Source organism: Halomonas rhizosphaerae (assembly GCF_030012485.1).
GTDB lineage: Bacteria > Pseudomonadota > Gammaproteobacteria > Pseudomonadales > Halomonadaceae > Halomonas > Halomonas rhizosphaerae.
This window is the reverse complement of record NZ_JASCQQ010000003.1, coordinates 152,689-179,068: the sequence shown is the minus strand read 5'-3', so window position 1 is coordinate 179,068 and position 26,380 is coordinate 152,689. Positions and strand designations below refer to the sequence as shown.

The 26,380-nt window shown below is 69.0% G+C and carries 26 protein-coding genes and 1 other RNA gene; 10 read left to right on the top strand and 17 right to left on the bottom strand.

The window, feature by feature from the left end; translation table 11 throughout:
- Positions 1-11: 11 nt before the first annotated feature.
- Positions 12-1,283 carry a multidrug effflux MFS transporter gene (locus tag QLQ86_RS01020; RefSeq protein WP_282815639.1) on the top strand — a complete coding sequence of 424 codons (1,272 nt, stop codon included), beginning with the start codon at positions 12-14 and terminating at the stop codon, positions 1,281-1,283.
- 47 nt (positions 1,284-1,330) lie between these two features.
- On the opposite strand, the gene QLQ86_RS01015 is transcribed toward QLQ86_RS01020, so the two are convergent.
- Positions 1,331-1,531, bottom strand: coding sequence for a hypothetical protein (locus QLQ86_RS01015; RefSeq protein ID WP_282733867.1), 201 nt, complete (start codon positions 1,529-1,531; stop codon positions 1,331-1,333).
- Entirely contained in the window at positions 1,528-3,225 is a 1,698-nt protein-coding gene (locus QLQ86_RS01010; protein ID WP_282815638.1) for an FAD-dependent monooxygenase, read from the bottom strand. Before QLQ86_RS01010 ends, QLQ86_RS01015 begins: the two co-directional genes overlap by 4 nt.
- 129 nt (positions 3,226-3,354) lie before the next feature.
- On the opposite strand from QLQ86_RS01010, the gene QLQ86_RS01005 reads away from it, so the two are divergent.
- Entirely contained in the window at positions 3,355-4,140 is a 786-nt protein-coding gene (locus QLQ86_RS01005; RefSeq protein WP_282815637.1) for a helix-turn-helix transcriptional regulator, read from the top strand.
- Between the two features lie 62 nt (positions 4,141-4,202).
- Here the strand turns inward: QLQ86_RS01005 and QLQ86_RS01000 are convergent, their stop codons facing one another.
- From QLQ86_RS01000 to QLQ86_RS00990, 3 genes are all read right to left on the bottom strand, one after another.
- Entirely contained in the window at positions 4,203-4,634 is a 432-nt protein-coding gene (locus tag QLQ86_RS01000; RefSeq protein WP_282815636.1) for a hypothetical protein, read from the bottom strand.
- 176 nt (positions 4,635-4,810) lie between these two features.
- Positions 4,811-5,866 (bottom strand): TRAP transporter substrate-binding protein, encoded by a 1,056-nt coding sequence (locus tag QLQ86_RS00995; RefSeq protein ID WP_282815635.1) that lies wholly within the window; start codon positions 5,864-5,866, stop codon positions 4,811-4,813.
- A 71-nt stretch (positions 5,867-5,937) separates the two neighbouring features.
- Entirely contained in the window at positions 5,938-8,277 is a 2,340-nt protein-coding gene (locus QLQ86_RS00990; protein ID WP_282815634.1) for a cytochrome P450/oxidoreductase, read from the bottom strand.
- A gap of 190 nt (positions 8,278-8,467) precedes the next feature.
- Between QLQ86_RS00990 and QLQ86_RS00985 the strand changes: the two genes are divergently transcribed.
- From QLQ86_RS00985 to QLQ86_RS00975, 3 genes are all read left to right on the top strand, one after another.
- Positions 8,468-9,145, top strand: a complete 678-nt coding sequence (locus QLQ86_RS00985) for an IclR family transcriptional regulator (protein WP_282815633.1) — start codon at positions 8,468-8,470, stop codon at positions 9,143-9,145.
- 81 nt (positions 9,146-9,226) lie between these two features.
- Positions 9,227-10,255, top strand: a complete 1,029-nt coding sequence (pyrB, locus tag QLQ86_RS00980; protein ID WP_282733874.1) for an aspartate carbamoyltransferase — start codon at positions 9,227-9,229, stop codon at positions 10,253-10,255.
- 93 nt (positions 10,256-10,348) lie between these two features.
- Positions 10,349-10,996: a hypothetical protein gene (locus tag QLQ86_RS00975; protein ID WP_282733875.1), complete on the top strand. Its 648-nt coding sequence runs from the start codon at positions 10,349-10,351 to the stop codon at positions 10,994-10,996.
- On the opposite strand, the gene ruvX is transcribed toward QLQ86_RS00975, so the two are convergent.
- From ruvX to QLQ86_RS00935, 8 genes are all read right to left on the bottom strand, one after another.
- The gene (gene ruvX / locus QLQ86_RS00970) at positions 10,997-11,440 is read right to left on the bottom strand and encodes a Holliday junction resolvase RuvX (RefSeq protein WP_282733876.1); all 444 of its coding nucleotides are present in this window, start codon (positions 11,438-11,440) and stop codon (positions 10,997-10,999) included. It abuts the gene before it with no gap.
- A 34-nt stretch (positions 11,441-11,474) separates the two neighbouring features.
- On the bottom strand, positions 11,475-12,047 hold the full coding sequence (locus tag QLQ86_RS00965; RefSeq protein ID WP_282733877.1) for a YqgE/AlgH family protein: 573 nt from the start codon (positions 12,045-12,047) through the stop codon (positions 11,475-11,477).
- Positions 12,048-12,064: 17 nt separating this feature from the next.
- Positions 12,065-12,985: a TonB family protein gene (locus QLQ86_RS00960; protein ID WP_282733878.1), complete on the bottom strand. Its 921-nt coding sequence runs from the start codon at positions 12,983-12,985 to the stop codon at positions 12,065-12,067.
- Between the two features lie 19 nt (positions 12,986-13,004).
- Positions 13,005-13,970 carry a glutathione synthase gene (gene gshB, locus QLQ86_RS00955; protein WP_282815632.1) on the bottom strand — a complete coding sequence of 322 codons (966 nt, stop codon included), beginning with the start codon at positions 13,968-13,970 and terminating at the stop codon, positions 13,005-13,007.
- A gap of 89 nt (positions 13,971-14,059) precedes the next feature.
- Positions 14,060-14,773, bottom strand: coding sequence for a CvfB family protein (locus QLQ86_RS00950; RefSeq protein WP_282815631.1), 714 nt, complete (start codon positions 14,771-14,773; stop codon positions 14,060-14,062).
- 49 nt (positions 14,774-14,822) lie between these two features.
- The gene (locus QLQ86_RS00945; protein ID WP_282815630.1) at positions 14,823-15,569 is read right to left on the bottom strand and encodes a 16S rRNA (uracil(1498)-N(3))-methyltransferase; all 747 of its coding nucleotides are present in this window, start codon (positions 15,567-15,569) and stop codon (positions 14,823-14,825) included.
- A 13-nt stretch (positions 15,570-15,582) separates the two neighbouring features.
- The gene (gene secB / locus QLQ86_RS00940; protein ID WP_282733882.1) at positions 15,583-16,107 is read right to left on the bottom strand and encodes a protein-export chaperone SecB; all 525 of its coding nucleotides are present in this window, start codon (positions 16,105-16,107) and stop codon (positions 15,583-15,585) included.
- Between the two features lie 59 nt (positions 16,108-16,166).
- Positions 16,167-16,589: a rhodanese-like domain-containing protein gene (locus tag QLQ86_RS00935; RefSeq protein ID WP_282733883.1), complete on the bottom strand. Its 423-nt coding sequence runs from the start codon at positions 16,587-16,589 to the stop codon at positions 16,167-16,169.
- Positions 16,590-16,800: 211 nt separating this feature from the next.
- Between QLQ86_RS00935 and gpmI the strand changes: the two genes are divergently transcribed.
- From gpmI to QLQ86_RS00920, 3 genes are all read left to right on the top strand, one after another.
- Complete coding sequence (gpmI, locus tag QLQ86_RS00930; RefSeq protein WP_282815629.1) at positions 16,801-18,375, top strand: 2,3-bisphosphoglycerate-independent phosphoglycerate mutase; 1,575 nt, start codon at positions 16,801-16,803, stop codon at positions 18,373-18,375.
- A 21-nt stretch (positions 18,376-18,396) separates the two neighbouring features.
- The gene (locus QLQ86_RS00925) at positions 18,397-19,554 is read left to right on the top strand and encodes a murein hydrolase activator EnvC family protein (RefSeq protein ID WP_282815628.1); all 1,158 of its coding nucleotides are present in this window, start codon (positions 18,397-18,399) and stop codon (positions 19,552-19,554) included.
- Positions 19,555-19,626: 72 nt separating this feature from the next.
- The gene (locus QLQ86_RS00920; RefSeq protein WP_282815627.1) at positions 19,627-20,931 is read left to right on the top strand and encodes a S41 family peptidase; all 1,305 of its coding nucleotides are present in this window, start codon (positions 19,627-19,629) and stop codon (positions 20,929-20,931) included.
- On the opposite strand, the gene QLQ86_RS00915 is transcribed toward QLQ86_RS00920, so the two are convergent.
- The 4 genes from QLQ86_RS00915 to QLQ86_RS00900 all read right to left on the bottom strand — a co-directional run bounded on the left by QLQ86_RS00915 (position 20,909) and on the right by QLQ86_RS00900 (position 25,517).
- Complete coding sequence (locus tag QLQ86_RS00915; protein ID WP_282815626.1) at positions 20,909-22,180, bottom strand: UbiH/UbiF/VisC/COQ6 family ubiquinone biosynthesis hydroxylase; 1,272 nt, start codon at positions 22,178-22,180, stop codon at positions 20,909-20,911. The genes QLQ86_RS00920 and QLQ86_RS00915 overlap by 23 nt on opposite strands.
- Before the next feature lie 112 nt (positions 22,181-22,292).
- Positions 22,293-23,504 (bottom strand): 2-octaprenyl-6-methoxyphenyl hydroxylase, encoded by a 1,212-nt coding sequence (ubiH, locus tag QLQ86_RS00910; protein ID WP_282815625.1) that lies wholly within the window; start codon positions 23,502-23,504, stop codon positions 22,293-22,295.
- Positions 23,505-23,569: 65 nt separating this feature from the next.
- Positions 23,570-24,907, bottom strand: a complete 1,338-nt coding sequence (pepP, locus tag QLQ86_RS00905) for a Xaa-Pro aminopeptidase (protein ID WP_282815624.1) — start codon at positions 24,905-24,907, stop codon at positions 23,570-23,572.
- A 31-nt stretch (positions 24,908-24,938) separates the two neighbouring features.
- A complete protein-coding gene (locus QLQ86_RS00900) occupies positions 24,939-25,517 on the bottom strand; it encodes a YecA family protein (protein WP_282733890.1) in 579 nt (192 codons plus the stop codon).
- A gap of 325 nt (positions 25,518-25,842) precedes the next feature.
- Here QLQ86_RS00900 and QLQ86_RS00895 point away from each other — a divergent pair, with 325 nt between their 5' ends.
- Together QLQ86_RS00895 and ssrS are read left to right on the top strand one after the other, a co-directional pair.
- Positions 25,843-26,142: a cell division protein ZapA gene (locus tag QLQ86_RS00895; protein ID WP_282815623.1), complete on the top strand. Its 300-nt coding sequence runs from the start codon at positions 25,843-25,845 to the stop codon at positions 26,140-26,142.
- Positions 26,143-26,193: 51 nt separating this feature from the next.
- A non-coding RNA gene (gene ssrS, locus QLQ86_RS00890) (6S RNA) lies at positions 26,194-26,378 on the top strand.
- Positions 26,379-26,380 lie beyond the last annotated feature (2 nt).

The window sequence follows — 26,380 nt, the reverse complement described above, 5'->3', positions numbered from 1 at the left end:
TTGCCGATGCCGTGCCCGCTTTTCTGTACCAGGACAACAAGATCATCGAGGAGAACCGGGTGCTGAGGCTGACTTCTCCCGCCACCGTGGCGGTACTGGCGGCACTGACCGCGCTGGGTCCACTGGCCACCGACATGTACCTGCCGGCCATGCCAGCCATGGCCGAGGCGCTGAATACCGGTCCCGACCAGGTCCAGCTGACGCTGAGCCTCTATATGGCAGGGTTTGCCCTCGCCCAGCTGTTCTGCGGGCCCGTATCCGACCGCTTCGGGCGGCGCCCGGTGATGATCGCCGGCTTCGGCCTGTTCCTGCTGGCCAGTCTGCTGTGTGCCTTCGCGCCGAATGTCGAGTGGTTGCTGGCGGGGCGCTTCCTGCAGGCCTTCGGCGGTGCCGCCGGCCCGGTGCTAGGCCGCGCCGCGGTGCGCGATATCTACGGCCCGGTCGAGGCCGGACGCGTGCTCTCCTACATGGCCAGTACCATGGCGATGGCCCCGGCGCTCGCGCCGGTGGTGGGAGCAGGGCTGCTGCTGTTCTTCGGCTGGGAGTCAGTCTTCCTGCTGCTGGCCATCTATGCGGCGATCATGCTGCTGGTTCTCGCCCTGATGATGCCCGAACCGCTGCCCGCCGACCGTCGCCAGTCGGTGGCCCCCCGAGTGATACTGGCCAACTATCGCATGCTGCTGACCCAGCGGGCCTTCATCGGCTACACCCTGATCAACGCCAGCGGCTTCGCCGGCCTGTTCGCCTTTCTCTCGGGATCCTCCTTCGTGCTCATCGAATACATGGGCCTGTCGCCGTTCCAGTACGGCATCGGCTTCATGCTGATCGTCCTGGGCTTCTTCTCGGGCACCCTGTTCAGCGGCCGTTACAGCCACCGGCTGGGACGCGACCGACTATTGCTGCTGGCCACCCTGCTGTGCGCCCTGGCCGGCACCACCATGGCGGGACTGGCGATCGCCGGCCTTCATGAGCCTTGGGCGGTGATCGGGCCCCACATCCTGTTCCTGTTCGGCTTCGGGATCGTGATGCCGCAGAGCATGGCCGGCGCACTCGCACCCAACCCCCAGTGCGCCGGCTCGGCCTCGTCGCTGTTCGGCTTCCTGCAGATGACCATCGCCGCCCTGGGCGGCGCCCTGGTCGGCCAGTTCCACGACGGCACCTCGCGCACCATGGCCATCGCCATTGCATTGGGGGGCCTTGTATCGCTCACCTCCTATCTTGGATTGATCAGGCAACGCAACGGGGCCTCAAGCATCTCTCAACCGAACTGCCGGCAAGGCTGATCAGCAAAGAAGCTCGGCGCGAGAGCGCCGGGCACCCTGGCCAGCCCTCATGAACTGATGCTGGCGCCCTCCCGGGCCTCGTCGATGGCGGCCATCACCCGCTCGACCTCGGGCACGCGGTGGGCCAGGGCCAGCGCCAGCTGGGCAAGAAAGTGGCTCTCCTGCGCCTCGGGCAGGGCGTCGAGGGTCTCGGCCAGGTGCTCGTAGACCCGCTCCAGGTCGGCAAAGGGCAGTGTCGCATCGGTCATGATGTTTCTCCTTCCAGGGCCCGACCTTGGGCAAGGTTCAGGGCGGCCTCGAGGGCGGCGGGCTCGAAAGACTTCCAGCGGGCCGCCACGTGGCGGTCGGGGCGCGCCAGGTAGGCCGCGCCCGGCGCGGCACCATAGCCGGTGAAAAGGCTGCCGTCGGGGTCGACCAGGGCGTCCTCGGCGCCCGGCGACCGGGCCACGCGCAGCAGGGTGAGATCGATACCCTTGGCCTGAAGCGCCGCGAGTCTCTGCTGCAGGGGCGGCTCGACCTCGCCTGCCTCGCTGAAGTGCATCAGGGTGAAGCCCGTGCCGAGGTGGTCGAGCAGGAAGTCGTCATCCCCCAGACGGCGATTGATCAGGGGCGCGCCGGGAATCGGCCCGGCCTCGAAGGCGGCACCGTCGGCCAGGGTCAGCGGGCTGTCGGCATAGGTGTAGGGGGTGACCTGACGCGGGTTGGCGAAGCCACTGGCGTAATCATTATGGAACGCCAGGGCCAGGGCGGCATCGCGCATCAGCGCATGGCCCCGGGTCGGCGGGGTCATGAAGCGCGTGCTCTTGCCGGCGTTGGCGAAGACATCCAGGGTGGCGCCACGGCGCTCCGGGCTGTAGCTGTCGAGCAGCCCGTCTGTGCCCTGGCCCTTGAGCACGCAGGCCAGCTTCCAGCCGGCATTGGCGGCATCGGCCAGGCCGTTGTTGAGGCCCCGCACACCGAAGATCGGCACCAGGTGGGCACTGTCGCCGATGAACAGCACACGGCCGTGGCGATAGTCGTCCAGCGCCAGGGTATGCGCCTTGTAGAGGCTCCACCACTCCAGCTCCCAGTCGCCCTCCTCGTGCATCACCTCGCGTACGATCAGCTCGACCCGTTCACGGATTTTGGTCTCCTCGACCGCCTGCTCGGGGTCCTCGCCGGGGCCGAGCTGGTAGTCGATGCGCCAGATATCATCGGGCTGCTTGTGCACCAGGATGGTGGTATCGGGCAGCGCATGGGAGTGGAAGAAGGCGCGGCGCTCGGTGGGAAAGTCGGACCTGAGGCGCACGTCGGCGATCACGTAGCGCCCCTCATAGGCCTCGCCATGCAACGAGAGGTCGAAGGCCTTGCGCACCACGCTGCGCGCGCCGTCGGCGGCCAGCAGGTAGTCGCACTGCAGCCGGTAGTCACCCTCGGGGGTGGTCACCTGCAGGGTGACGCCGGCATCGGCCTGACTCACACCGGTCACGGCACTCTGCCAACGCATCTCGATCAGGTCACTGGCTTGAGCCTTGTCGATCAGGAACTGCTCGATGTACTGCTGCTGCAGATTGACCATCGGGTAGTAGCGCTCCTGGTCGGAGTGCGGCATCTGGAAGCGGTAGATCTCGCGGTCGCGGAAATAGGTGCGGCCCTGGGTCCAGCCCAGCCCCTTCTCCTCGAAGGGCGCAGCGACGCCGAGTTGCTGGAGGATCTCGAAGCTGTGGCGTGAGAGGCAGATCGCCCGCGAGCCGTCGTTGACGGTGTCCTTGTCGTCCAGCACCACCGAGGCGATGCCGTGGCGGGCCAGCTCCAGGGCAGCGGTCACCCCCACCGGCCCGGCACCGACGATGGCCACGCGGTGACGAACCGCCTGGCCATCCAGCTCGGGAGGACGAACGAAGGGAAAATGCGGATAATCGAAGTAGAGCGAGTCGGTCTCGGCGCGTCCGGCGGGTCGCATGGGCACCTCCTGCCAGGAGTTCAGGTTGTGGTCTGACGTGCGGGCAGGTTATCCCGGTGCCGCGCCGCACCCTGTCCCGTGAAAGCGGGGACAGACGACACACTCCCTACGACGATGGTAGCAACCCTGATGGCGACAGGATTCCCGAGGAAGGCCCCCCCGGACTGGCCGGGGCTGCTGGCCACCCTGGCCGAGTGCGTCACGCACCTGGGCACGGAACGCTTCGACGGCCAGCTGATCGCCCTGCTGCGTCAGGGGGTGGGCATCGAGCAGTGCATTCTCTTCGCCTACTCGGGACGCGACACCATGGAGTCCCTGCTGGTGGACAACCCGCGCTACCCCAAGGTGGCCGGACGCCTGGCCGACCTCTACGCCGGCGGGCTGTTCCGTCAGGACCCCAACTATCCCCGGCTGCGACAGCTGCTCGAGGCAGGCAGGGAGCAGGCAGACGCCGAACTGATGCCCATGCCGACCGAGGCGATGTCGCCGGCCTACCGCAGCCACCTGTTCGCCTTTCCCGACCTGGCCGACAAGGTCTCGGTGGTGATTCCCGCCGGCGCAACCGTCTACTACCTGAACCTCTACCGTGACCTCGGGCGCGGCCCCTTCGCTCCCCTGGACATGGCGCGGCTGGAGGCCCTGATCCCGCTGCTGGCCAGCCTGGTATGCCGCCATTATCGCCAGGCACACCCGGCCGCCCTGCCCGCCAGTCACGAGGAAGCCGAGGCCCTCAAGCCGCTCTCCGCGCGGGAACGCCAGCTCTGCCTCTCGCTGCTGCGCGGCCACACCCTCAAGACCGCCGCCGCCGAGCTCGACATCGCCCTCTCCACCGCCGAGACCTACCGCAAGCGTGCGTATGCCAAGCTTGGCGTGCGCTCTAAGGCACGGCTGGTGGCGCTGTGCCGGAAAGGCTGACTCCAGTCATAAGAAGCCCCGGCGCATGGCCAGGGCCCGACGACGCCTTGTGCCGAATGACCTCAGCCAGCGGCGAGGCTGTCGAACGCCCTGGCGTTGGGGCAGAAGCCGCGACACTCCTCGACCTCGGCACCGGCGCGCATGGCCCTCCAGCATTGGCCAACGACCGGGCAGCCATTGCAGGTCTTGCGCATCGCGTTGTATCCCGGCTCCGCCGCCACCTCGGCATCCTGCAGGCCGAAGCGCTGCATCATCACCGGCATCAGGGTCCTGGCCGGGACGAAGTCACTCGGCTGCCCCGCCGCCAGCTGGCGCGCCATCTCGCGTTCGAAGCCAGGCTCGAGGGGGCTCTCCAGGTCATTCAGAAGGGCATGATAGGTAGGGCCCGCGTCGTGCTGGACGTCACGCACCAGCTGGGCCGTGGACGTGGCATAGCAGCGTTCGGTCAGGCGCTCCCACCAGGAGGCGGTGCGGGTGGTCTGTGCAGTGGCCATCGTAATGCTCCCGTCAGGTGATCGTGCTGTCGGTACCAGTATCGAGCTGGGGGAGCCGGGCTGCCTTGACGGGGATCAAAATAGTTTCAATTGAAACAGAATGACGGATCCCGGTCCGAACGATGGCGAGCACGGCCGTGGCCGTGCTCGTGGGTCGGGCCGATGGCTGCCAGGGATCAGGCGCCCGGGTCGATCACCTCATCGGCGGAGAGGCCTTCTTCCTCGCCGACGGCATCGAGCTGTTCGAGGAAGTAGCCGCGGGCGGCTTCGCCATCCACCCCCTGGGCGCCGGCCGTTTCGAACCAGGCACCCGGCAGTTCTGTGGCCATCTGCTGGAAGCGCTCGACCTCCTCGTCCGGCAGTTCGATGAAGGTGTTGCCCTGTTGCTCGGCGAATTCGATGCCGCGCACGTCCACGACATCCATCATGTAGCCGAACAGCCGGGAGAGGCGCTCACCCGAGACCTCCTCGATCGCTGCTCGGTCCTCGTCGGAGAGCGACGCCCAGGTATCCGGGTTGATGACCAGGGAGAAGCTGCCGCGATAGAAGCCGCCTGGCATCTGCACCGTGTAGGGCAGCACCTCGGCCAGGCGGAAGCTCTTGAGGCCCTCGAGGGTGAGCATGGCGCCGTCGATCACGCCCTGCGTCGCGGCCTCGTAGGTGCTGGCCGGCGGCAGGGCGACACCGGTCAGCTCCAGTGCGTTGGAGATGTCGGCCATGATCCCGCCGCCGATGCGCACGCGCTTGCCGTCCAGGTCATCGAGGCTGTCGATCGATTCATCGAGGAACAGCGACCCGGGGCCGTGCACGCCCAGACCGATGACCTCGACGCCGCGGTGCTCGCCGGCCTGGACCAGGTATTCATTGTGGGTGCGCCAGTAGGCTACCGAGGCCGCTTCGGAGGAGAAGTCCTCGAAGGTGGGCAGCTCGGGCAGCTTGGTCAGTTCGAAGCGCCCCGGCATCAGGCCATGGAAGAGCCAGGTGACGTCGGCCACGCCGTCCGCGATCAACTCCATCTGGGCGTCGGGCGGGCCCATGTCGTGGACCACGTTGACGGTGACCCGCCCCTCGGTCGCCTCCTCCACCCAGCTGGCCCAGGTCGGCCAGACGATGGTGTTGACGCCGTGGTTGGGGCCCGCCCAGGTGCTGACCTGCAGCTCGGTGGCCGCAGCGCTCTGGAAGGCGCCAAGGGAAAGGGCGGTGAGTGTCGTCAGTGTCGCCAGTTTCTTCATTGTCGGTTTCCTTGGTTGTTATTGATATCGGGGTTGGCGTGCGCAACAGGCTGTCCTGATGATCATCAGGATCATAGCGAGAGCACCAGACGCTTGCCCTTGGCACGCGAACAGCAGGCCATCATCCGGTCGTTGGCATCGCGCTCGGCGCGGCTGAGCACCAGGTCGCGGTGATCGATGTCGCCCTCGGCCACCGCCACCTCGCAGGTACCACACAGGCCCTCACAGCAGTCGCTGGGCACATCTACACCGGCCGCCGTCAGTGCCTCGAGCAGGGTCTGGTCGTTGCCGACCCGTACCGTCAGGTCGGAGTCGGCGAGTCGTGCGTCGAAGGCATGTTCGTGCTCGGGATCGAGGATGCTGGAGCGGGCCGTGAAATGCTCGACATGCAGCGTACCCTCCGGCCAGTCCACCGCCAGCGCCTCGAGCGCCTCCAGCATGCGCTCCGGGCCGCAGGCGTAGACCTGCTCGCCCTCGGATAGGCCGGCGAGCCCCCACGGCAGGTCGAGTCGGCAGCCCTCGTCGCCGGCATGGAGGGTCAGCGCCGCCTCATGGTCACGTTCGACCCGGTCGAGAAAGGCCATGGTTCGCCGCCCGGCGCCGCAGTAGTGGAACGCATAGGGCTTGCCGAGCGCCTTGAGCCGATCGGCCATGGCCAGGATCGGCGTGATGCCGATACCGCCGGCAATCAGGGTATAGCGCGGCGCGGCCTCGTCCAGAGGGAAGTGGTTCTTGGGACCGGCGATATGCAGCACGTCACCCGGCTCGAGGGTGTCGTGGAAATGCACCGAGCCCCCGCGCCCCTCGGGCTCGCGCAGGATGGCGATGGACAGGCGGCGGCGGTCACCGCGCGTCCCGCACAGCGAGTAGCAGCGGCGCCATTCGCCCGACACCAGCTCGATATGGGAACCGGGGGACCAGTCGGGCAGCTCACGCCCATGGGGATCGACCAGGTCGACACGGATCACCGCCTCGGCCTCGCGCTCCACCTCGCTGACGACGACCCGGCGCAGGATGTCATCCTTGACCGGTGCCCCGATGCGGAAATGCGTGGGGTTTTCCAGCACCGAGGGAGTGCGCCGTTCGGGATTCTGCGCGGGATCCCATTCCACCCATAGCGACGTGGCGCCACGAAACGAGATATTGGGCAGGTACTCGAACGCCTGGTCCTCGACCAGCTGCATATGCGGCAGACGACGAACGAATTCATCGAGGATGACCCGCATTTCCATCCGGGCGATATTCTTGCCCATGCACTGGTGCGCGCCATAGCCGAAGGTGAGGTGCTCGGCCGCGTTGTGGCGGTAGATGTCGAACGCCTCGGGATTCTCCCAGTGGCGACGATCCTGGTTGGCCGACGCCTGCACGATCAGCAGTCTGCCGCCCTTCGGAATCTTCTCCCCACCGACTTCGGTGTCGTCGGTGGCGATGCGACGCCAGGCCACAACCGACCCGGCGACGCGCAGGCACTCCTCGATCGCGCTGGGAATCAGGGCAGGGTTCTCGCAGATGTCGTTCCAGGACTCGCGGTGCGACAGCAGGGTACGAAAGGCGTTGGTGGTGGCGAAAGCGGTGGTCTCATGGGCGGCCACCAGGATCGCCATCATCATCGAGCGCAGATAGCTCTCCGGGACGATGTCAGGATGCTCCGCGTGCATCCGGATCGAGTCATACATCCAGCCCTCGCCGGTCGGCTCGGCCAGCATGCGATCGAGGATCGCCTGTGCCGACTGCCAGAAGCGGCCGACGTCCTCGGCAATCTGCAATTGCTGTGCCGGGGAGGGGCGGCCCCAGGTATTGAGCGTGTGGGCGACCGAGAAGCGGCGAAGCTCCTGGGCATCCTCCTCGGGCACCCCCAGGAAGCGCAGTGCCACGGTCATGGGAATCTCTCGGAACATCTCGGCCACCAGATCGACGTGCCCCTTGTCGATAAAGCGGTCCATGTAGTCGCGCACCAACTCGCGCACCCATGCCTCGTGCTTCTCGAGGTGCTCGGGCAGGAAGGCCTCCATCAGCAGTCGGCGGCGTTCCATGTGGTCCGGCTCGTCCTCGTTGACCATGGTGCGGCGCATCGCATAGCCGTGACTCTCGAGGATCTTCATCGCCTCGGGAGGCGCCGGGGTGAGCTTTTCCAGGGCGATTGAGGGCGAGAAGAGGAGGTTGTCGCGGAACACCGCCTTCACGTCCTCATAGCGGCTCACGACCCAATAACCGAGCCTCGGGCTGTAGAACACCGGCTGCTGCTCGCGCGCCCAGCGCAGCGCCTCGGCAGGGTCGAGCTGATAGGGCGCATCGAAAGGATCGAAGGCGGCGGCCTCGGGCGATACCGGGCAGCCGGTGGGCGATACGGCGGCCTGGTGGAAGGGGCAGCCGCCCCCGCCGGTTTCGGTCCGGTGGATTGCTGATGTCATGGGGCCTCCCGCGGGACTGTCGCCCGGCATCGTAGCGGTCATGAGTCGCGGATCTATTGTTACTTTTATCGCACAAGATGTATCGTTTATCGAACTTATGGCTGAACATAGGCAGTTCCGATGGGGACGTCAATCCCCGGGCGACTGCACTTCCTTGCCCCGCCACCCCCGATTCGAGGAATGTCGTTCGATGGCCACCACCCTGCAAACCCTGGATCGCGGCCTGCGCGCGCTCGAAATCGTCGCCGAGCATGCCGAGGGCGTCACCATCGCCGAACTCGCCGAGCAACTGGCGGTGCACCGCGCCATCGCCTATCGCATCGTCACCACCCTCGAGGGGCGTGGGCTGATCACGCGGACCCGTGAGGGCCCGGTGCGCCTGGGGGCGGGCATCTCGCTGCTGGCCTCGCGCTTCGAGCCCCAGCTGCGCGGCGTGGCACAGCCCCTGCTGCAAAGGCTGGCGAGGGCCACCCGGGCCACGGCCTTCATCTCGGTCGCCCAGGGCGATGAGTGCGTGGTGATCATGGAAGCCGAGCCCGAGGAGGGGCTGCTGCGGGTCGGTTACCGGGTGGGCAGCCGCCACCCGCTGAAACGAGGGGCGGCCGGCATCGCCATCCTGGCCGCTCGTCCCCCGCAGCCAGACGATGACGAGGCCGTACGCCAGGCGCGAACCGAGGGCTTCAGCCTGACCCGCGGTCAGCTGCAGCGCGGGGCCGTCGGCGTGGCCAGTGCCATCGCCTCGCCGCAGGTCCGGCCCGGCGTGGAGGCCTGCGTCGGGGTGGTCGCCATGGATGATCTGGACACCGACACGGCCATCCGCGAGGTGATGGACCATGCCGGCCAGCTCGCCGACCTGATCGGCCAGTAGCCTGAGGCGGGCGGCCCGTGAAGCCATCCCCTCGGGGGGGGTACACTAGCCCCGTCCCCCAGCCACCAGCCGAGGCCTGTGATGAGTTCCCACCTGCTATCCATCGACTCCCTGTCCCGCGACGACATCGACCACCTGATGCGCGTCGCCGCGCGGATGGAGCCCATCGCAAGTCGGCGCAAGATCACCCGGGTACTGGAAGGGGCCGTGCTCGGCAACCTCTTCTTCGAGGCCAGCACCCGTACTCGGGTCAGCTTTCATGCCGCCTTCTGCCGGCTCGGCGGCAGCGTCTGCGACACCACCGGCTTCACCTTCTCGTCCATGGCCAAGGGCGAGTCGCTCTACGATACCAGCCGGGTGATGAGCGGCTATTGCGACGCCATCGTCATGCGCCACCCGGACCAGGGCTCGGTGGCCGAATTCGCCGCCGCGACGAAGGTGCCGGTGATCAACGCCGGTGACGGCCCCGGCGAGCATCCCAGCCAGGCGCTGCTGGACTTTTACACCATCGACAAGGAGTTCGCCCTGCAGGGTAAGGCGCTCAGGGACGCCCACGTGCTGATGACCGGCGACCTGAAGTATGGCCGCACGGTGCACTCGTTGATCAAGCTGCTGTCTCGCTACGCCCCGATGCGCGTCACCCTGGTGGCGCCGCCCGGCCTCGAGATGCCGAGCCACCTGATCGAGCGGGTCAGCCGCCAGGGGCTCAGCGTGGAGGTCCGCGAGAGCCTGGCCGGCGACTTCTCCGACGTGGACGTGGTCTACACCACCCGCATCCAGAAGGAGCGCTTCACCGCCGAGATGAGCGAGGGCTTCAACCTCTCCCGGGACTTCACCGTGGATCGCGCCTTCCTGGACAGCCGCTGCGGCCCCTCCACCATCGTCATGCACCCGCTGCCCCGCGACAGCCGCCCCGAGGCCAACGACCTGGACGTGGACCTCAACGGCGACCCGCGCCTGGCGATTTTCCGCCAGACCGACAACGGCATCCCGGTGCGCATGGCGATTTTCGCGACCCTGCTCGGGGTCGAGGCGCTCATCGACAGGGACCTGCGCGACGTGCCCTGGTTCGTGCCCGACCGCCTGGGCGTTGACGACGCCACCTTCTGAGCGGCCTGCAGGTCGCAACCGATCGCCTATGCTGGTGGGGAACGACAATCCGCGTCGCCGCACATGGCGACCAGGCCTGGAGGCGCAACACCGATGAACCTGAAGCGTGCGTACCTGTTGCTGTGTGGCTTCTACACCCTGTTGATCCTGATCGGCGTCATCGCCCTGCTGATGGGGGGAGGGTCGCTGCTCGCCATGATCCAGCTGGGCGTGGGAGCGGTGGTGGTGATCGGACTGTGGGGCTACTTCCTGGACAGGGGCTTCATGAACCCGCGGATGTGGCGCCCCCTGGCGGGACTGCTGGCGCTGGGCATCGTCGTGCAGATGGTCGCGGTGTTCACGGCGGATCTCTCCAGCGCGGCGCTGACCTGGACCCTCACGACCGCCATCTTCTCGGTGCTGCCGATGATCTTCCTGTATCGCTACGGCGACCGTGACCAGCCCCTCTGGGCCTCGCCCGAGGAGCGCGAGGGGGGCAAGGTGCTGGGGGAGCTGCTCGAGGGGCAGCCAGAGCTGATGGTCGAGAAACAGGCCGAGGACAGCCAGGCGACCGTCAGGGTGCGCAAGGCCGGTGATGGCTACCTGGCGAGCGTCGAGCGAGAGCGGGAAGGAGAGGTGGAGGCCTTCGAGGAGCGCTTCCGCTGCCCGGCGACCCTGGCGTTCTTCATCGAGAAGTTCACCTGCATCTCGGTGGGCGACTTCGCCACGAAATACCGTGCCGGCGACACCCGTCCGGCCTGATCAGCGCGGCGGCAGACCCTCGTGCCGGGCGAACCAGCCCTCCAGGATCAGCACCGCGGCGATGCCGTCGACGCCCTGTTCACGATAGTTGCCGCGGTGGCCGGCCTCCCGGGCGATCGACTTGGCCTCGCGGGTGGAGCCGCGCTCGTCGACCATCTCGCAGGGGATGCCGTAGCGGCCATAGAGACGCTTGCCGAACTTGCGCGCGCGGGTACTCATGACCGACTCGCTGCCGTCCATGTTGAGCGGCAGCCCCACCACGAAGAGGTCCGGGCGCCATTCGTCCACCAGCCGCGCCACCTGCGCCCAGTCGGGGATGCCGTCCCGGGCCGGCAAGGGCTCGAGCTCCCGGGCACTGGCGAGCAGCTCGTTGCCCACCGCCACGCCGATGCGCCGGGTGCCGAAGTCGAAGGCCAGGATCAGTCGCGAACCGGCTTCGGCCATCAGTCCGGCTCCGTCATCACGCGCCGCCCCCTCATCAGGAGTGGCCCGCCTCGCGGGTCATCAGGTTCAGGTCGATGCCCAGGATGCCCGCGGCGGCGCCCAGGCGCTGCTCGGGCGGCACCGTGAAGAGGATGTCGGCGCGCCCCTCCACCGTGAGCCAGGCATTCTCCTTGAGCTCGGCCTCCAGCTGGCCCGACTCCCAGCCGGCACAGCCCAGGCAGACCAGGAACTGCTCGGGCCCCTTGCCGTCCGCCAGGGCCTGGAGGATATCCATGGAGGTGGTCAGGGCGATATCGTCGGCGACCTGGATGCTGGAATCCCAGGAATCGCTGGACCCGCGATGCAGGATGAAGCCGCGATCCTTGTGGGTCGGGCCGCCATAGTAGACCGGCGCATCGCGATGGGGGCTCTCGTCGCCGCCCAGCTCGAGCTGCTCGAAGAGGGCGTCCAGGGTCAGCTCCAGGGGCCGGTTGACGATCACGCCCATGGTGCCGTTCTCGTCATGGTCGCAGAGGTAGCTGAGGCTGCCGGCGAAATTGGGGTCTTCCAGGTGCGGCATCGCCAGCAGGAAGTGGTTTTTCAAGCCGAAGTGTTGCACGGATTGCATGAGACTCCCCGGCGGACCTATTGCACGCCGTAATGATTGCCTTGGCCGAACCGCCAGACCCGGGTGATGGACAGGCTGTCCAGGGTGCCCATGCCCCGGTCGAAGGGGCGATAGGGGGCGGCACCGTGCACCGTGTCCAGGGCCGCCTGGTCGAGTTCGGCATGTCCCGAGGATTGTACCACCTCTGCCTGGCGAACCTGACCGTCGCGGCCGATCACCACCCGGATGCGCAGCTGCCCCTCCAGGTGACGCGGCGCCGGGTGCACCCGGTTGCCGTAATCCTCGACCCGGCGGGTCCAGTCGTCGATATAGCGTGCCTCGGCGGCCTGCTGGGCGGCCTGGCGCCCCTCCCCCGGCTGCTCGCCGGCGAACTCCGACGAGAGGCCCTGCTCGCGGATGCTGGAGGTGGCCTGGGCGAGCAGGTCGCGCCCCGAGGCGGAGGGGGCCGAGGCGGTGGGTGGCGCCGAGGTCTCGGCCGACTGGGGGGCACTGTCGCGAGGCACGGGCGTCGCCTGGGCCTCGCGGGGGCGCTCGGCCGCCGGGGGCTCGGGCGCCTCGCTTTCGGGCTCGGGGCGGGCGGCACTCTCCGGCTCTGCCGGGGTGGCCGGGTCCACCTCGGGTTCGGCCGCCTGCAGCTCGGGCAACTCGTCCATGGGCGCGGCCCTGGCCTCCGCCGGAGCCTGCTCCTGGGGCGAGCCGGCGGCGCGCTGGTCGGCCTCGGCGATGGCCGAAGCCTCCACGGCCTCCGGCGACGGCCGGCTCACCAGCACCACGTCGATGCTGGAGCGCTCGACGGGCGCCGGCGCGAATTGGCGACTGGCCACCACCCCGATGACCACCAGGTGCAGCAGCAGCGCCAGCGACCAGGCCAGCCAGTGCCGGTACGGCCGGGAGACCGGGGCATACTGGATGGGGTCGCTGAGGGGGCTGCTCGTCATGGGCCGTAGGCCTCCCGGATCAGCGCCGCTCGCCGAGACGGCGCTGGATGGCGTCCATCAGCTGGGCGGCGATATCGGTACCGCGCTGGTCGTCGATCTCGCGCACGCAGGTGGGGCTCGTGACGTTGATCTCGGTAATGTAGTCGCCGATCACGTCGAGGCCGACGAACATCAACCCCTTTTCGCGGATCGTCGGCTGGACCTGCTCGATCAGCCAGTGGTCGCGGGCGGTGAGCTCGCGACTGGTCCCCGTGCCGCCGGCGGCCAGGTTGCCGCGGGTCTCGCCGGCCATGGGCACGCGGGCCAGGCCGTAGGGGATCGGCTCGCCGTCCACCAGCAGGATGCGGGTATCGCCCTCGCTGATCTCGGGGATGTAGCGCTGGGCCATGACCTGGCGCCTGCCGCGCTCGCTCAGCATCTCGATGATGGCGCCCAGGTTGCGGCCCTCGGGGCGGACATGAAAGATCCCGGTGCCGCCCATGCCGTCCAGCGGCTTGAAGATCACGTCGCCGTGCTCGGCGTGGAAGTCGCGCAGCACGGCCTCGTTGCAGGAGACCAGGGTCGGGGTGCAGCACTGGGGGAACTGCTGGGCGAAGAGCTTCTCGTTGCACTCCAGCAGCGCCTGGGTGGGGTTGACCACCAGCACGCCCTCGCGCTCGGCGAAGCCCAGCAGGTAGACGGCGTTGAGGAAGTAGCCATCGACGGGCGGGTCCTTGCGCATCAGGATCACGTCGAGTTCGGCCAGGGGCCCCACCTCCGGCTCGCCCAGGTCGAACCAGTGCCCGGGGTCGCGGTGCACCTCCAGCGCGCGCATCCGGCCGAAGGCACGTCCCTCGCGCAGGAAGAGGTCCTCCTGCTCCAGGTAGTGCAGCGACCAGCCGCGGTCCCTGGCGGCCCACAGCATGGCCAGGCTGGTGTCCTTCTTGTAGGTGAGGTCGGCGATGGGATCCATCACCACGCCGATCTTCAGCGCGGGTTCGTTCATGGGGTCGGGATTCCGGTCCGGGGAGTGGGTCCGGTCAGTATGCCGCAGGGCCGGCAGGCGCACCAAGTTGCCAGGCCTGCACCAACCGGTTACTCCCCGCCCGGCACCAGGCGGATCCCGCCAGGCTCCAGGGTGATCTGCTGGTGCTTGTAGAGCCGGCCGATGGCCTGCTTGAAGGCGCTCTTGCTCACCCCCAGCCGCGCCTTGATCTCCGCCGGGTCGCTCTTGTCGCCCAGCGGCAGGTAGCCGCCGCTCTCGCGCAGGGCCTTGAGCACCTGCTCGCCCACCACGTCGAGCCGCGCTTCGCCCGGCGGCAGCAGCGAGAGGTCCAGCCGACCGTCGTCACGCAGGCGCTTCACGTAGCCGGTGAGACGCTGGCCGCGGCGCAGCGGGCGGTTGAGGTCGTCACGGTAGAGCAGGCCCCAGAAGCGGTGGTTCACCACGGCCTTGACCCCCAGGTCGGTCGCCTCGGCGATCACCAGTGACACCGCATCACCTGCTTGCAGGCCCACGGCCTCGTCGGCGATGAAGCGCTCGAGCTTCTGGGAGGCCACCGGCCGGCCCTGCTGGTCTTCGTAGATCATCACCAGCACCCGCTTGCCCACGCTGGGACGGAAGCGCTGCTCGCCATAGGGCAGCAGCAGGTCGCGGGGGTGGCCCCAGTCGAGGAAGGCCCCGGTGTCGTTGACGGTAACCACCTCGAGGTAGGCCACCTCTCCGACGGCCGCCCTGGGGGCACAATAGTTGCGCGTGCCGGCGGAGCGAGGCGAGGTGGATGGGCGGCGGTCTCGGGAGTCGGGCATGGGGAGCTCCGGTGAGGAGAGGCACAAGGCGCCGGGGATGCGTTGGCGCTCACAGGTCGCCGAAGCGGGATTGCAGCAGCGACAGCGCCACCACCGGCGTGGTCTCGGTGCGCAGGATGCGCGGGCCGAGGGAGAGGGGGACGAAGCCGCCGGCCAGGGCCGCCTCGACCTCGGCCTCGGACAGTCCACCCTCCGGGCCGATCAGCAGGGCGGCGCTGGCAGGCGCTTCCCGTTGTTCCAGGGCCCCGGTGGTGCCGGGATGCAGCACCAGGCGCAGCGCTTCGTCGCGGCCGGCCAGCCAGTCGGCCAGGCCGGCGGGGGGGTGCACGGGCGGCAGGGTCGCGCGACCGCACTGCTCGCAGGCGCTGGCCGCCACGGCCTGCCAGTGGGCGAGCTTCTTCGCCTCGCGCTCGCCCCGGAGGCGCACGTCGCCATGCTCGGTGTAGAGCGGGGTGATCGCGGCGACGCCGAGCTCCACCGCCTTCTGGATGGCGTAGTCCATGCGATCGCCCTTGGAGATCGCCTGCCCCAGGTGCACCGCGAGCGGCGACTCGCCGGTGCCCGGGGCCACGGCCTCGATGCGCACCACCACCCGCTTGCGGGAGGCCTCGACGATCACCGCCCTGGCCTCCCGGCCGGCGCCGTCGAAGAGCCGCAGAGGCGCGCCCTCGGTAAGGCGCAGCACTCGCGCCACGTGGCGGGCCGGTCCCTCGGGCAGAACCACGTCGCCGCCGACCACANGGTCGGCGGCAACGTGGATGCGCGGGGCCTTCACTCGCGGGGCATTCACTGACACGGGCCGGTCACGCTTACTGGGTCGCCTGCTCGCCCGACGGCTGGGCCTGTTCGGCCTGACGCTTCTTCTTCTGGGCGTAGATCGCCTCGAAGTTGACCGGCGCCAGCATCAGCGGCGGGAAGCCGCCCCGATTGACCAGATTGTCGATGCACTCCCGGGCATAGGGGAAGAGCATGTTGGGACAGAAGGCGCCCAGGGTGTGGTCGAGCTGCTGCCCCTCGATGCCGCTGATACGGAACAGGCCGGCCTGCTCGATCTCGGCCAGGAAGGAGGTGGTGCCTTCCTCGCTGTGGGTGACCTGGGCGGTGACCTTGATGACCACCTCGTACAGGCCTTCCCCGACCTGGCGGCTGGTGGTGTTCAGGTCCAGACCGACCTTGGGCTTGAACGGCTGCTGGAAGACCGTCGGCGAGTTGGGGGCCTCGAAGGAGATGTCCTTGACGTAGATGCGCTGCAGGGCGAACTGCAGTTGGGGCTTGTCCTGCTGGCCGGCCGCCTGGCCATTGGGGCCGGCGTTCTGGTTGTTCTCTTCCGCCATGGGAAAGGTCCTTTGATTCGGTGAATGCGTGTCGATGATGCGTCGCGGCCTGATGGGCGCTATTTCTTGACGACCGGCAGGCCATCGGCCTGCCACTGGGCCATGCCGCCCTTGAGCTTGAGCACCCGCTCGAAGCCTGCCTTGGTCAGCTTGGCCTGGGCGACGCCGGCGCTCTGGCCATGCTTGCAGGCCACGATGATCGGCTTGCCCTTGAACTTCTCGAGTTCACGCATGCGCTCGTCGAGCTTGCTCTGGGGGATGTTGCGCGCGCCGGCGATGTGGCCCGCCTTGAACTCGCCGGCCTCGCGAAGGTCGAGCACCACGGCGTCCTCGCGATTGACCAGCTGGGTCGCCTCGCCGGAGGTCACGCCACCGCTGCTGCTGTTGCGGACCTCGTAGGCGATCCAGGCGGTCAACACCAGCAGGAAGGCCCCCACCAGCAGCGGGTGATTCTGCACGAATTCGAACAGCTGATCGATCATGGGTTCGGCTAACTCTTGTCTCGGATGCACGGTGAACGGGGCCGGCTCGTCGCGGCGGCGCCCAGTATACACAAAGCCACGGCAGGCCGGGGGCCGCTCAAATGACGTCTGGCGGTGCCCTGCGATATGATGCCGCAAGCAGATGCAAGTCGCGACCCCGGTGACCGCCCGCGCGCCTGCCGGGGCTGACAAGGACAAAGAGGCCCTCCCCATGACCGAACCCCGCACCCCTACCCCGCGTCCGGTGGCGCTGATCATCCTCGACGGCTATGGCTACAACGAGGACGCCAGGGACAACGCCGTGCTCGCCGCCCGCACCCCGGTGATGGATCGCCTGTGGCAGGAGCAGCCGCACACCCTGATCCATACCGACGGCCGCCACGTGGGCCTGCCGGATGGCCAGATGGGCAACTCCGAGGTCGGCCACATGAACCTGGGCGCCGGGCGCATCGTCTACCAGGACTTCACGCGCATCACCAAGGCCGTCGAGGACGGCGACCTGGACACCATCGAGGTGCTGACGGCGCCGATCGATGCCGCCGTGGCAGACGGCAAGGCGGTGCACCTGCTGGGCCTGCTCTCGCCAGGCGGCGTGCACAGCCACGAGGACCACTTCCTGGCGATGGCCGAGCTGGCCGCCCGCCGCGGCGCACGGCGGATCTACGTCCACGCCTTCCTCGACGGCCGCGACATGCCGCCCAAGAGCGCCATGGCGTCGCTGGAACGCACCAACGCGCGCCTCGCCGAGCTGGTGGGCCCCGAGAACGGCTTCGTGGCCTCGATCATCGGCCGCTATTACGCCATGGACCGCGACAACCGCTGGGATCGCGTGGAGAAGGCCTACCGCCTGATCACCGAGGGCGAGGGCGAATTCGAGGCGATCGGGGCCGAGGAGGGGCTGCGCCGGGCCTACGCGCGCGACGAGACCGACGAGTTCGTCACTGCCACCAGCATCCGCCCGAGCGGCGCGCCGGTGGCCCTGGCCGAGGGCGATGCCGCCATCTTCATGAACTTCCGTGCCGACCGCGCCCGGGAGCTGACCCGCGCCTTCGTCGAGGCGGGCTTCAGCGGCTTCGAGCGCCGCGTGCGACCCAGGCTCGCCGCCGAGGGCCTGGTGATGCTGACCCAGTATGCTGCCGATATCCCTGCGCCGGCGGCCTTTCCGCCGGCGGAGCTCGTCAACACCCTGGGCGAGGTGATGGAGAAGCGCGACCTCACCCAACTGCGCATCGCCGAGACCGAGAAGTATGCCCACGTCACCTTCTTCTTTTCCGGTGGCCGCGAGGAGGAGTACCGGGGCGAGACCCGGGTGCTGGTGCCCTCGCCCCAGGAGGTGAAGACCTACGACGAGAAACCCGAGATGAGCGCCGCGGAAGTCACCGACCGGCTGGTGGAGGCGATCGATGCCGGCACGTTCGACCTGATCGTCTGCAACTACGCCAACGGTGACATGGTCGGTCACACCGGCGACTTCGACGCCGCCGTCCGGGCCATCGAGGCAGTGGACGCCTGCGTCGGCCGGGTGGTGGAGGCGATCCGGCGCGCCGGCGGCGCCTGCCTGGTCACCGCCGACCACGGCAACGCCGAGCAGATGGTCCACCCCGAGACCGGAGCGCCCCAGACCGCCCACACCACCTTCGAGGTGCCGCTGATCTATGTCGGCGAGCGTCCGGTGCGGCTCGCGGACGACGGCAGCCTGTGCGACATCGCCCCGACCCTGCTGACGATGATGGACCAGCCGATCCCCGAGGAGATGACCGGCCGGGTGCTGATCGAGCGCGACTGAGCCGGGCGGGGAGGCCAGGGGATGGCGAGAGGCGTCACAACGCTCGGCGCATGGCTGCCGGGACTGGCGATGGTGCTGGGCCTGGCGTCGCCGCTTGCCGCCCAGCCCTCCGAACGTGAGGCACAGGCGCGCCTCGATGCCCTCGGCGAGGAGCTCAGGGAGGCCTCCGCGCAGCTCTCCACCACCCGGGAGGCCCGGGACGAGGCCAGCGAGGCCCTGCGCGAGGTGGAGACCGCCCTCGCCGAGACCCACCGCCACCTCGATGACCTGCAGGCCGAGCGACGCGCGCTCGGCGACGAGATCGCCTCCCTCGAGGCGCGACGCGAGCAGCTGGCCGCCGAGCGCGCCCAGCAGGTCGAGGCCCTGTCGGCCCAGCTCGATGCCCTCTATCGCCTCGGCCGCACCCCCCAGCTCAAGCTGCTGCTCAACCAGGACGACCCGGCGCGACTCGACCGCCTTCAGCACTATCTCAACCGCCTGGCCCGGGCACGCAACGAGCGCCTCGACGAGCTGGAAAGGCTCGATGCCGAACTGGTAGACAATCGCCGGGCACTGGATGAGCGTGGCGAGCGCCTCGAGGCCGTCGCCACGGAGCTTGCCGCACGCAGCGCCACCCTGGCCGAGCAGATGTCGGAGCGTGCCACCCTGGTGGCCAGGCTGGACGAGCGCTTCGCCAGCGAACAGGCACGCCTGGCGACGCTCGCCCAGGACCGGGCCCATGCCGAGCGCACCCTGCGCGAGGTGCAGGAGCAGCTGGCGCGCCTGGAGCGGCCACCGCCCTCCACGGCCATCGAACAGACCCGGGGCGAGCTGCCATGGCCGGTGCAGGGCAGCATCGCCTCGGCCTTTCATGAGGGGGAGGGCGTCCACCTCAACGGCCTGTTGATCCAGGCTGCCGCGGGCACCCCGGTCAAGGCCGTGCATGCGGGGCGAGTGGTGTTCGCCGACTGGATGCGCGGCTTCGGCAACCTGCTGATCGTCGATCACGGCGACCAGGTAATGACCCTGCATGCCCACCTGCAGCACTTCGAGGTACCGGTGGGGGCAGCCGTCACCCGTGGCGACTCCCTGGGCGCGGTGGGCGACAGCGGCGGTCAACAGCGGCCGGGGCTCTACTTCGAGGTACGCCGCAACGGCGACCCCATCGACCCGCGGCGCTGGATCGCCCGCCAGCCGTGAGCCCCGGCTATTCCATAGACGCCCGGCCACGGGCTATGCTGGGCTGCCACCTCCGGAACCGCGAGAATCTGCATGTCCCTACGTCCCGCCGCTCTGCCCACCGTGACGCGCCGCCTGGTGTCGGCACTGCTGTCGGCCGCCCTGCTGGCGCTCGCTCCCCTGCCTGCCACCGCACAGGGCCAGAGCCCGGAGGATGACCTGCCGGTCGCCGAGATCCAGGCCTTCGCCGAGGTGTTCGAGCGCATCAAGCGCGCCTACGTCGAGGAGGTCGAGGATGCCGACCTGCTGCGCAACGCCATGCGCGGCATGCTCAGCGAGCTCGATCCCCACTCCGCCTACCTGGACAGCGAGGAGTTCGAGAGCCTGCGCGAGTCCACCCAGGGAGAGTTCGGCGGCGTGGGCATCGAGGTGGGCCTGGAGGATGGCCAGCTGACGGTGATCACCCCCATCGACGACACGCCGGCCTCACGAGCCGGCCTGCAGTCCCGGGACAAGATCCTGCGCATCGACGATACGCCCACCGACCGGCTCTCGCTGCAGGAGGCGGTCAACCTGATGCGCGGCGACCCCGGCACCGAGATCCGGCTGACCATCCTGCGCCAGGGCGAGAGCGCCCCCCAGGAGGTCACCCTGACCCGCGAGGTCATCCGCACCGAGAGCGTCAAGAGCGAGCTTCTTGAGGAGGGCTACGGCTACCTGCGGGTCAGCCAGTTCCAGACCCGCACCGGCGAGCAGGTCGGCAGCACCATCCGTCGCCTGGAACGCGACGGGCCGCTCAAGGGCCTGGTGCTCGACCTGCGCAACAACCCCGGCGGGGTGCTGCAGGCTGCGGTGGACGTGGCCGACGCCTTCCTCGACGAGGGACTGATCGTCTACACCGAGGGGCGCCTGCCGGACAGCGAGATGCGCTTCTCGGCCGGTCGCGAGACGGCGGCGGCCGACGTGCCGCTGGTGGTGCTGATCAATGGCGGCAGCGCCTCGGCGGCGGAGATCGTCGCCGGCGCCCTGCAGGACCAGCGCCGCGGCGTGGTGATGGGTACCGAGAGCTTCGGCAAGGGCTCGGTGCAACAGATCATGCCGCTGGGCAACGGCGAGGGGCTTAAGCTGACCACAGCGCTCTACTTCACCCCCGAAGGCCGCTCGATCCAGGCCCAGGGCATCGAGCCCGACGTGGAGGTGATCCGTGGCCGCCTGGAGGTGGCCGAGGGCAGTGGCCTGAACGTGCGCGAATCGGACCTGGAGGGCCACCTGCGCTCCCAGGACGAGCAGCGCACCCGCAGCGAGATGAGCGAGCGCTTGCGCGAGGACTACCAGCTCGGCGAGGCCCTCAACCTGCTCAAGGCCCTCGACGTGCTCAGCCAGCGTCGCGGCGGCTGAGGGCGCGACAGGCGCGAGGCAGGCGCCCGCGATGCCCCGTCGCCTGCTGCATCAGCAGCCGCTTGAGCGGCCCGAACCGGTCGACGCCGGAGAGCCCCAGGTTACGCGCCAGGGTGAGCGCCGGGTGGCGCGCCCCGAACAGCAGCCGGAAGCCGTCCATCAGCGCCAGCATGGCGGCATTGTCGCCACGCCGGCGCCGGGCGTAGCGCCCCAGCAGCACGGCATCGCCTGGTGACAGCCCCCGTCGCCGGCCCGTGACCAGTTCCTCGGCGAGCACCGCCGCATCCATCAGCCCCAGGTTCACCCCCTGGCCTGCCAGCGGATGGATGCTGTGCGCCGCATCCCCCACCAGGGCGAAGCCCGGCAGCACGTAGCGCTCGGCATGTCGCTGGGTGAGCGGCACCGCCAGCGCCCGGTCGGTCACCGTCACCTCGCCCAACCGGTGCTCGATGGCGACCGCCATCTCGACGCCCAGCGCCTCCCGGGACAGGGCCAGCAGACGCTCGGCCTCCTGCGGGCTGGTGGACCAGACGATGGAGCAGTGATGGTCGCCGCCCTCCATGTGCAGCGGCAGGAAGGCCAGTGGCCCCGTCGGGAGAAAGACCTGGCGCGCCACGCCGCCATGGGCGAGGCGCGTACGCACCGTGGTGACCACCGCCACCTGGCCGGTGTCGCGGGAGCAGACGCCGATGCCGGCCATCGCCCGCAGCGGTGACCGGGCCCCGTCGGCGGCCACCACCAGGGAGGCCGTCAGCCGGCGGCCATCCTCCAGCAGCACCGTCCGCCCGGCGTCGTCAGCCTCGAGACCGGCCACGCGAGCGCCGAAGCGCGCCTGGACGCTCGGCAACTCGGCCAGGCACGCCTCGAGCGCCGCCAGGGTGACGTCGTTCTCGACGATATGCCCCAGCACCGGCACCCCGGCCTGGGACGCGGAGAAGTTCACCTCGCCGCTGCCCTCGCCGTCCCAGACCTGCATGAAGCGATAGGGACTCACCCGGCGCGAGGCCATCCACGCCCAGGCACCCAGTCCCCTCAGCAGCTGTTGCGATACCGGCGTCAGGGCACTGACCCGCATGGAGGGCGGCCCCTTGCCCACGGCGTCGCGGTCGAGCGGCGCCTCGCGGGCATCCAGCAACGCCACCTCAAGCCCGGCCCGGCCCAGCAGGCAGGCCAGGGCCGTGCCCACCATGCCTCCGCCGACGATGATTACCTCGAACGGCGCCGAGGCGCGTCCCTGTCCTGTGCTCATGAACTCTGCTCCTCGTGACGGCCCCGATGACCATGCTGCCTGTTCAGCGTGTCGATACCCAACCTTCGCGCTCCTGCCATCCAGCCCTTGTCGTTTCCTGTCGCAACAGCCTCTAGCGTTCCAGCCCCATGGCCCGGCGGGCCAGGCCGCGGCGCAGTGGCCCCAGCAGGTTCAGCCCCACGAGACCTGCGCCGCGGGCATGGGAGAGCAGGGGAATATCGAGCCCGAACAGGCGAATCAGGCCGTCGCTGAAGCGGATGACGTTGTCACGGTCGGCGTCTCGACGCACCTCGAAGTCCCGCAGGACCGCCGCGCTCCCCGGGCCATCGCCCCGCTCGATGCCGGCCTCGATGGCAGCCACCAGATCCATGACCCCACGCAGCGCCAGGTTGAAGCCCTGGCCGGCCACCGGGTGCAGGGCATGGGCCGCATTGCCCAGCACCGCCAGTCCGGGGCGAGTGGTCTCGCGAGCGGTGATCAGCGACAGCGGGTAGGCATGACGGTGGCCGACCCGTCGGAAATGCCCGACCCGGTCACCGAAGGCCCGTTGCAGCTCGGCCAGGAAATCCCCGTCGGACAGGGCCAGGCGGCGCCCCTCCTCGCCGCGCTCGTGGGTCCAGACCAGCTCCATGGCCTGGCCCTGGAGGGGCAGCAGGGCGATGGGTCCCGCCGGCGTGAACCGCTCATAGGCGACGCCCCTGTGGGGGCGGCTGACCTCGACGCTGGCGATCAGTGCCACCTGGTCATAGGGCCGCTCGCGGCTCTCGATCCCCAGCCGTTCCTTGAGCCCCGAGCGTCCGCCGTCGGCGAGGACCGTCAGCCCGGCTTCCAGCTCGCTGCCATCCGACAGCTGCAGCCGATATCCCTCGGCGACGGGGTGGATCGCCTCGACCCTGGCCGGACAGTGCCAGGCCAGTGGCAGCTCGCTCAGCCGGCCATGCAGCACTCGCCCCATCCAGGCATTGGGGATCACCTGACCCAGCGCCTCGACCCCAAGCTCAGCGGCGCGCAGCCGCGTCACGCCCAGGCGGCCCCGTTCACTGACGTGAATGGTGCGGATCGGGGCGGCCATCTCGGCCATGCTGCCCCAGACCCCCAGGTTAGCGAAATGCCGGGCGGAGCCACCGGCGATGGCGCTCGCCCGGGCATCGAAGCTGGGCTGCCAGGGCTCGGCCTGCGGCGGCGGCAGCGGTGCCGCCTCGATCACCGCCACCCGGAGCCCCGCCCGCTCGACCAGCGCGGCCAGGGCACAGCCCAGGCTGGCCCCCACGAGTCCGCCGCCGATGATGGCGATATCCACCCGCAGCTGCGCGGTCGAGCTCATGGCAGGCACCCTTTTATCCCATAACGTACATTACATAAAGGCATTGCCAACGGCTCCTTGACCGGTCAATTACTGTCCATCAGGGCTTCGATTTCCGCTACCCGCTTGGGCACGTCCACGGTCAGTACCTCGCGGCCGTCGGACGTCACCGCCACGTCATCCTCGATGCGGATGCCGATGCCGCGGAAGGCCTCGGGCAGATCGTCATCGGCAGGCACGTAGAGGCCGGGCTCCACGGTGAGCACCATGCCGGGCAGCAGGGCGCGGGGCTGCCCCTCGTGGCGATAGGCCCCCACGTCATGCACGTCGAGCCCCAGCCAGTGGGAGGTCGAGTGCAGGTAGAAGCGCTTGTAGCTGCCATCGTCGATGCGCGCCTGGACGTCGCCCTCCAGCAGCCCGAGCTCGATGAGACCGGCGGTGAGGTCGTGCACCACGCCCTCGTGGATCGTCGCCAGGGTGATGCCGGGGCGGACCGCGGCGACGGCGCGCTCCTGGGCGGCCAGCACCACCTCGTAGAGGGCCCGCTGGGCCTCGGAGAAGCGGCCGTTGACCGGGAAGGTGCGGGTGATGTCGCCGGCATAGAGATCGAACTCGCCGCCGGCATCGATCAGCACCAAGGCGCCATCCTCCAGGGGGGCATGGTTCTCGATGTAGTGCAGCACACAGGCATTGATGCCGCCACCGACGATGCTGGCGTAGGCCGGGCCGCTGCCGCCCTGCCAGCGGAACTCGTGCTCGAGCTCGGCCTGCAGCTGTCGCTCCATGAGCCCCGGGCGAGCCGTGCGCATGGCCCGCACATGGGCCCGGGCGGAGATCGCCCCGGCGTGGCGCATCAGGGCCAGCTCCGCCTCGCTCTTGCACAGGCGCTGCTCGTGGATCAGTTCGCTGACGTCGGCGAAGGCCGATGGCGCCACCGCCCCGCGACGCGAGCGGCCGGCCAGCTCACCACGCACCTCCTCGGCGAGCGCCAGGGCCTCGGCATCGCCCAGCGGCAGGTAGAGCGTGTGACGACCGTCGAGCAGCTCGGCCAGCCGCGCCTCGCGCTCGGCATTCTCGAAGGCCTGGTCGATGCCATGCTTGCGCACGGTACCCTCCGCGCCCAGGCGGATGCCGGTCCAGGCTTCCAGCGTCGGGTCGCGGTCCTGGCAGAACAGCACGCTCTCGCCGGCCTCGCGGCCCGGCAGCAGCAGCAGCAGGGCCTCCGGTTCGGGGAAGCCGGTCAGGTAGTGGAAGTCACTGTCCTGGCGGAAGGGGAACTCGCTGTCCCGCGAGCGGGTGACCAGTGCCGCTCCCGGCAGCAGGACGGCGCTGTCGGCGGGCAGCCTATCCATCAGGGCCCGGCGGCGGGCACGGTACTCGTCATTGGTGATCGGGGCGGGACGGGGCAGGATCTCGGGGTGCATCACGGCTCCTGGGTGGGTTCTCTGGCCGCTCTCAGTGGCGGGTGGGCTCGTCGACCTGCTCGACCTGGGGCTTGCCGGGATGCCGCTCGGTGTAGAGCAGCATGGCGGCCATGCGTGCGTGCTCGGTGAGGGCGAAGAGGTCGTTCTCGTTCTCCGGACTGTCCTCGATATCGGTCTCGATGCCCGTCAGGCCCTCGAGATCCTGGAGGGCCTCGCGCAGGGCCGGCGACCAGGCACGGCGGGGCTCCTCGCCGGCATCGGCCACCACCTCGAGGAAGCCGAGGGTCCACTCCTGCAGGCCCAGGGCACGCTCGGCCAGGGAGAAGAGCTCATCCGGCAGCAGGGGCTCGAAGTTGAGCTCGGCGGCGGAGAGGGCCTCGAGGGTCTGGCGGCGCCAGCCCAGCAGCCGCTCGGCACTCGGCTCGTCGCGGGGCTGGTCGACCCCGAGACTCAGGCAGACCTCTTCCAGCCACGCCTCGGGGGTGAGGTCGTGCAGCGCAAGCTCGGCACAGAGGCGCCCGTCGAGGAAGGCCGGCGACTGCATGCTGCCGTGCAGCAGGAAGGTGTCGGCAATGGTCGAGAAGTCCTGGCGTTCGTTGATCAGTGACATGGCAAGATCCGCTGGTGGGCCGCCGGGCGCGTTGACCGCCCGCAAACGGCTCTCTTATAGTGACTGGCATTCATCCTCTTGGCGCCTGTCGGATTTGACCGATCGTCGTGAGAGCGTCGGACTTCGAGACAGATTTATCGATCTGAAGTAGCGAATAGCCCGCTATGTAATGAATCAGATCGAATGAAATTGGCCGCAAGACCGACACTCGTCGTAGGTCAGTGTTAAGTGCGACAGGCTCCTGGCCTCGATGTTAACGCATCGGCTCCCTGTGACGCGCACCCGGCGTGCGATCCCCTTCCCCTGCCCCTTTCCGGAGCCTGCCATGACCGAGCCTAAACGGCCCACCACCGAGATCACCCTCCTGGAGCGCAGCTATGCCATCGCCTGCGCGCCGGAGGAGCAGGACAAGCTCGAGCGGGCCGCCCGCTACCTCGACCGCGCCATGCAGGGCATCCACTCCCGTGGCCGGGTGATCGACCGCGAGAAGATCGCCATCATGGCGGCCCTCAATATCTCCCACGAGCTGCTCGAGGCCCTGGATGACCAGCGGGCCGGCGAGGAGAGCCTCAACGAGCTCAACGCCCGCCTCGAGAAAGCGCTGGACGCCATGCCCGCGCGTTGAGCCGACGCAATCATCCCTTTGGCCCTGCCAGTGCCTCTGGTAGGATGAAGGGGTTCCCTGGGGTGTTTGCCAGTCGTTATCGTCCCTCGAGCCTATGCGCAGTACCCAGGGGGCCAAATGCTAGCCGGACCCGTGTGCATGTCCGTGCGTCGGAAAGCCTGACGGTTCGGCTGCGGCCACCCACCTTGAACCACTGGGTTCAAGGGCCAGAACGACAGCGGCACTCTGGGGAACCCTC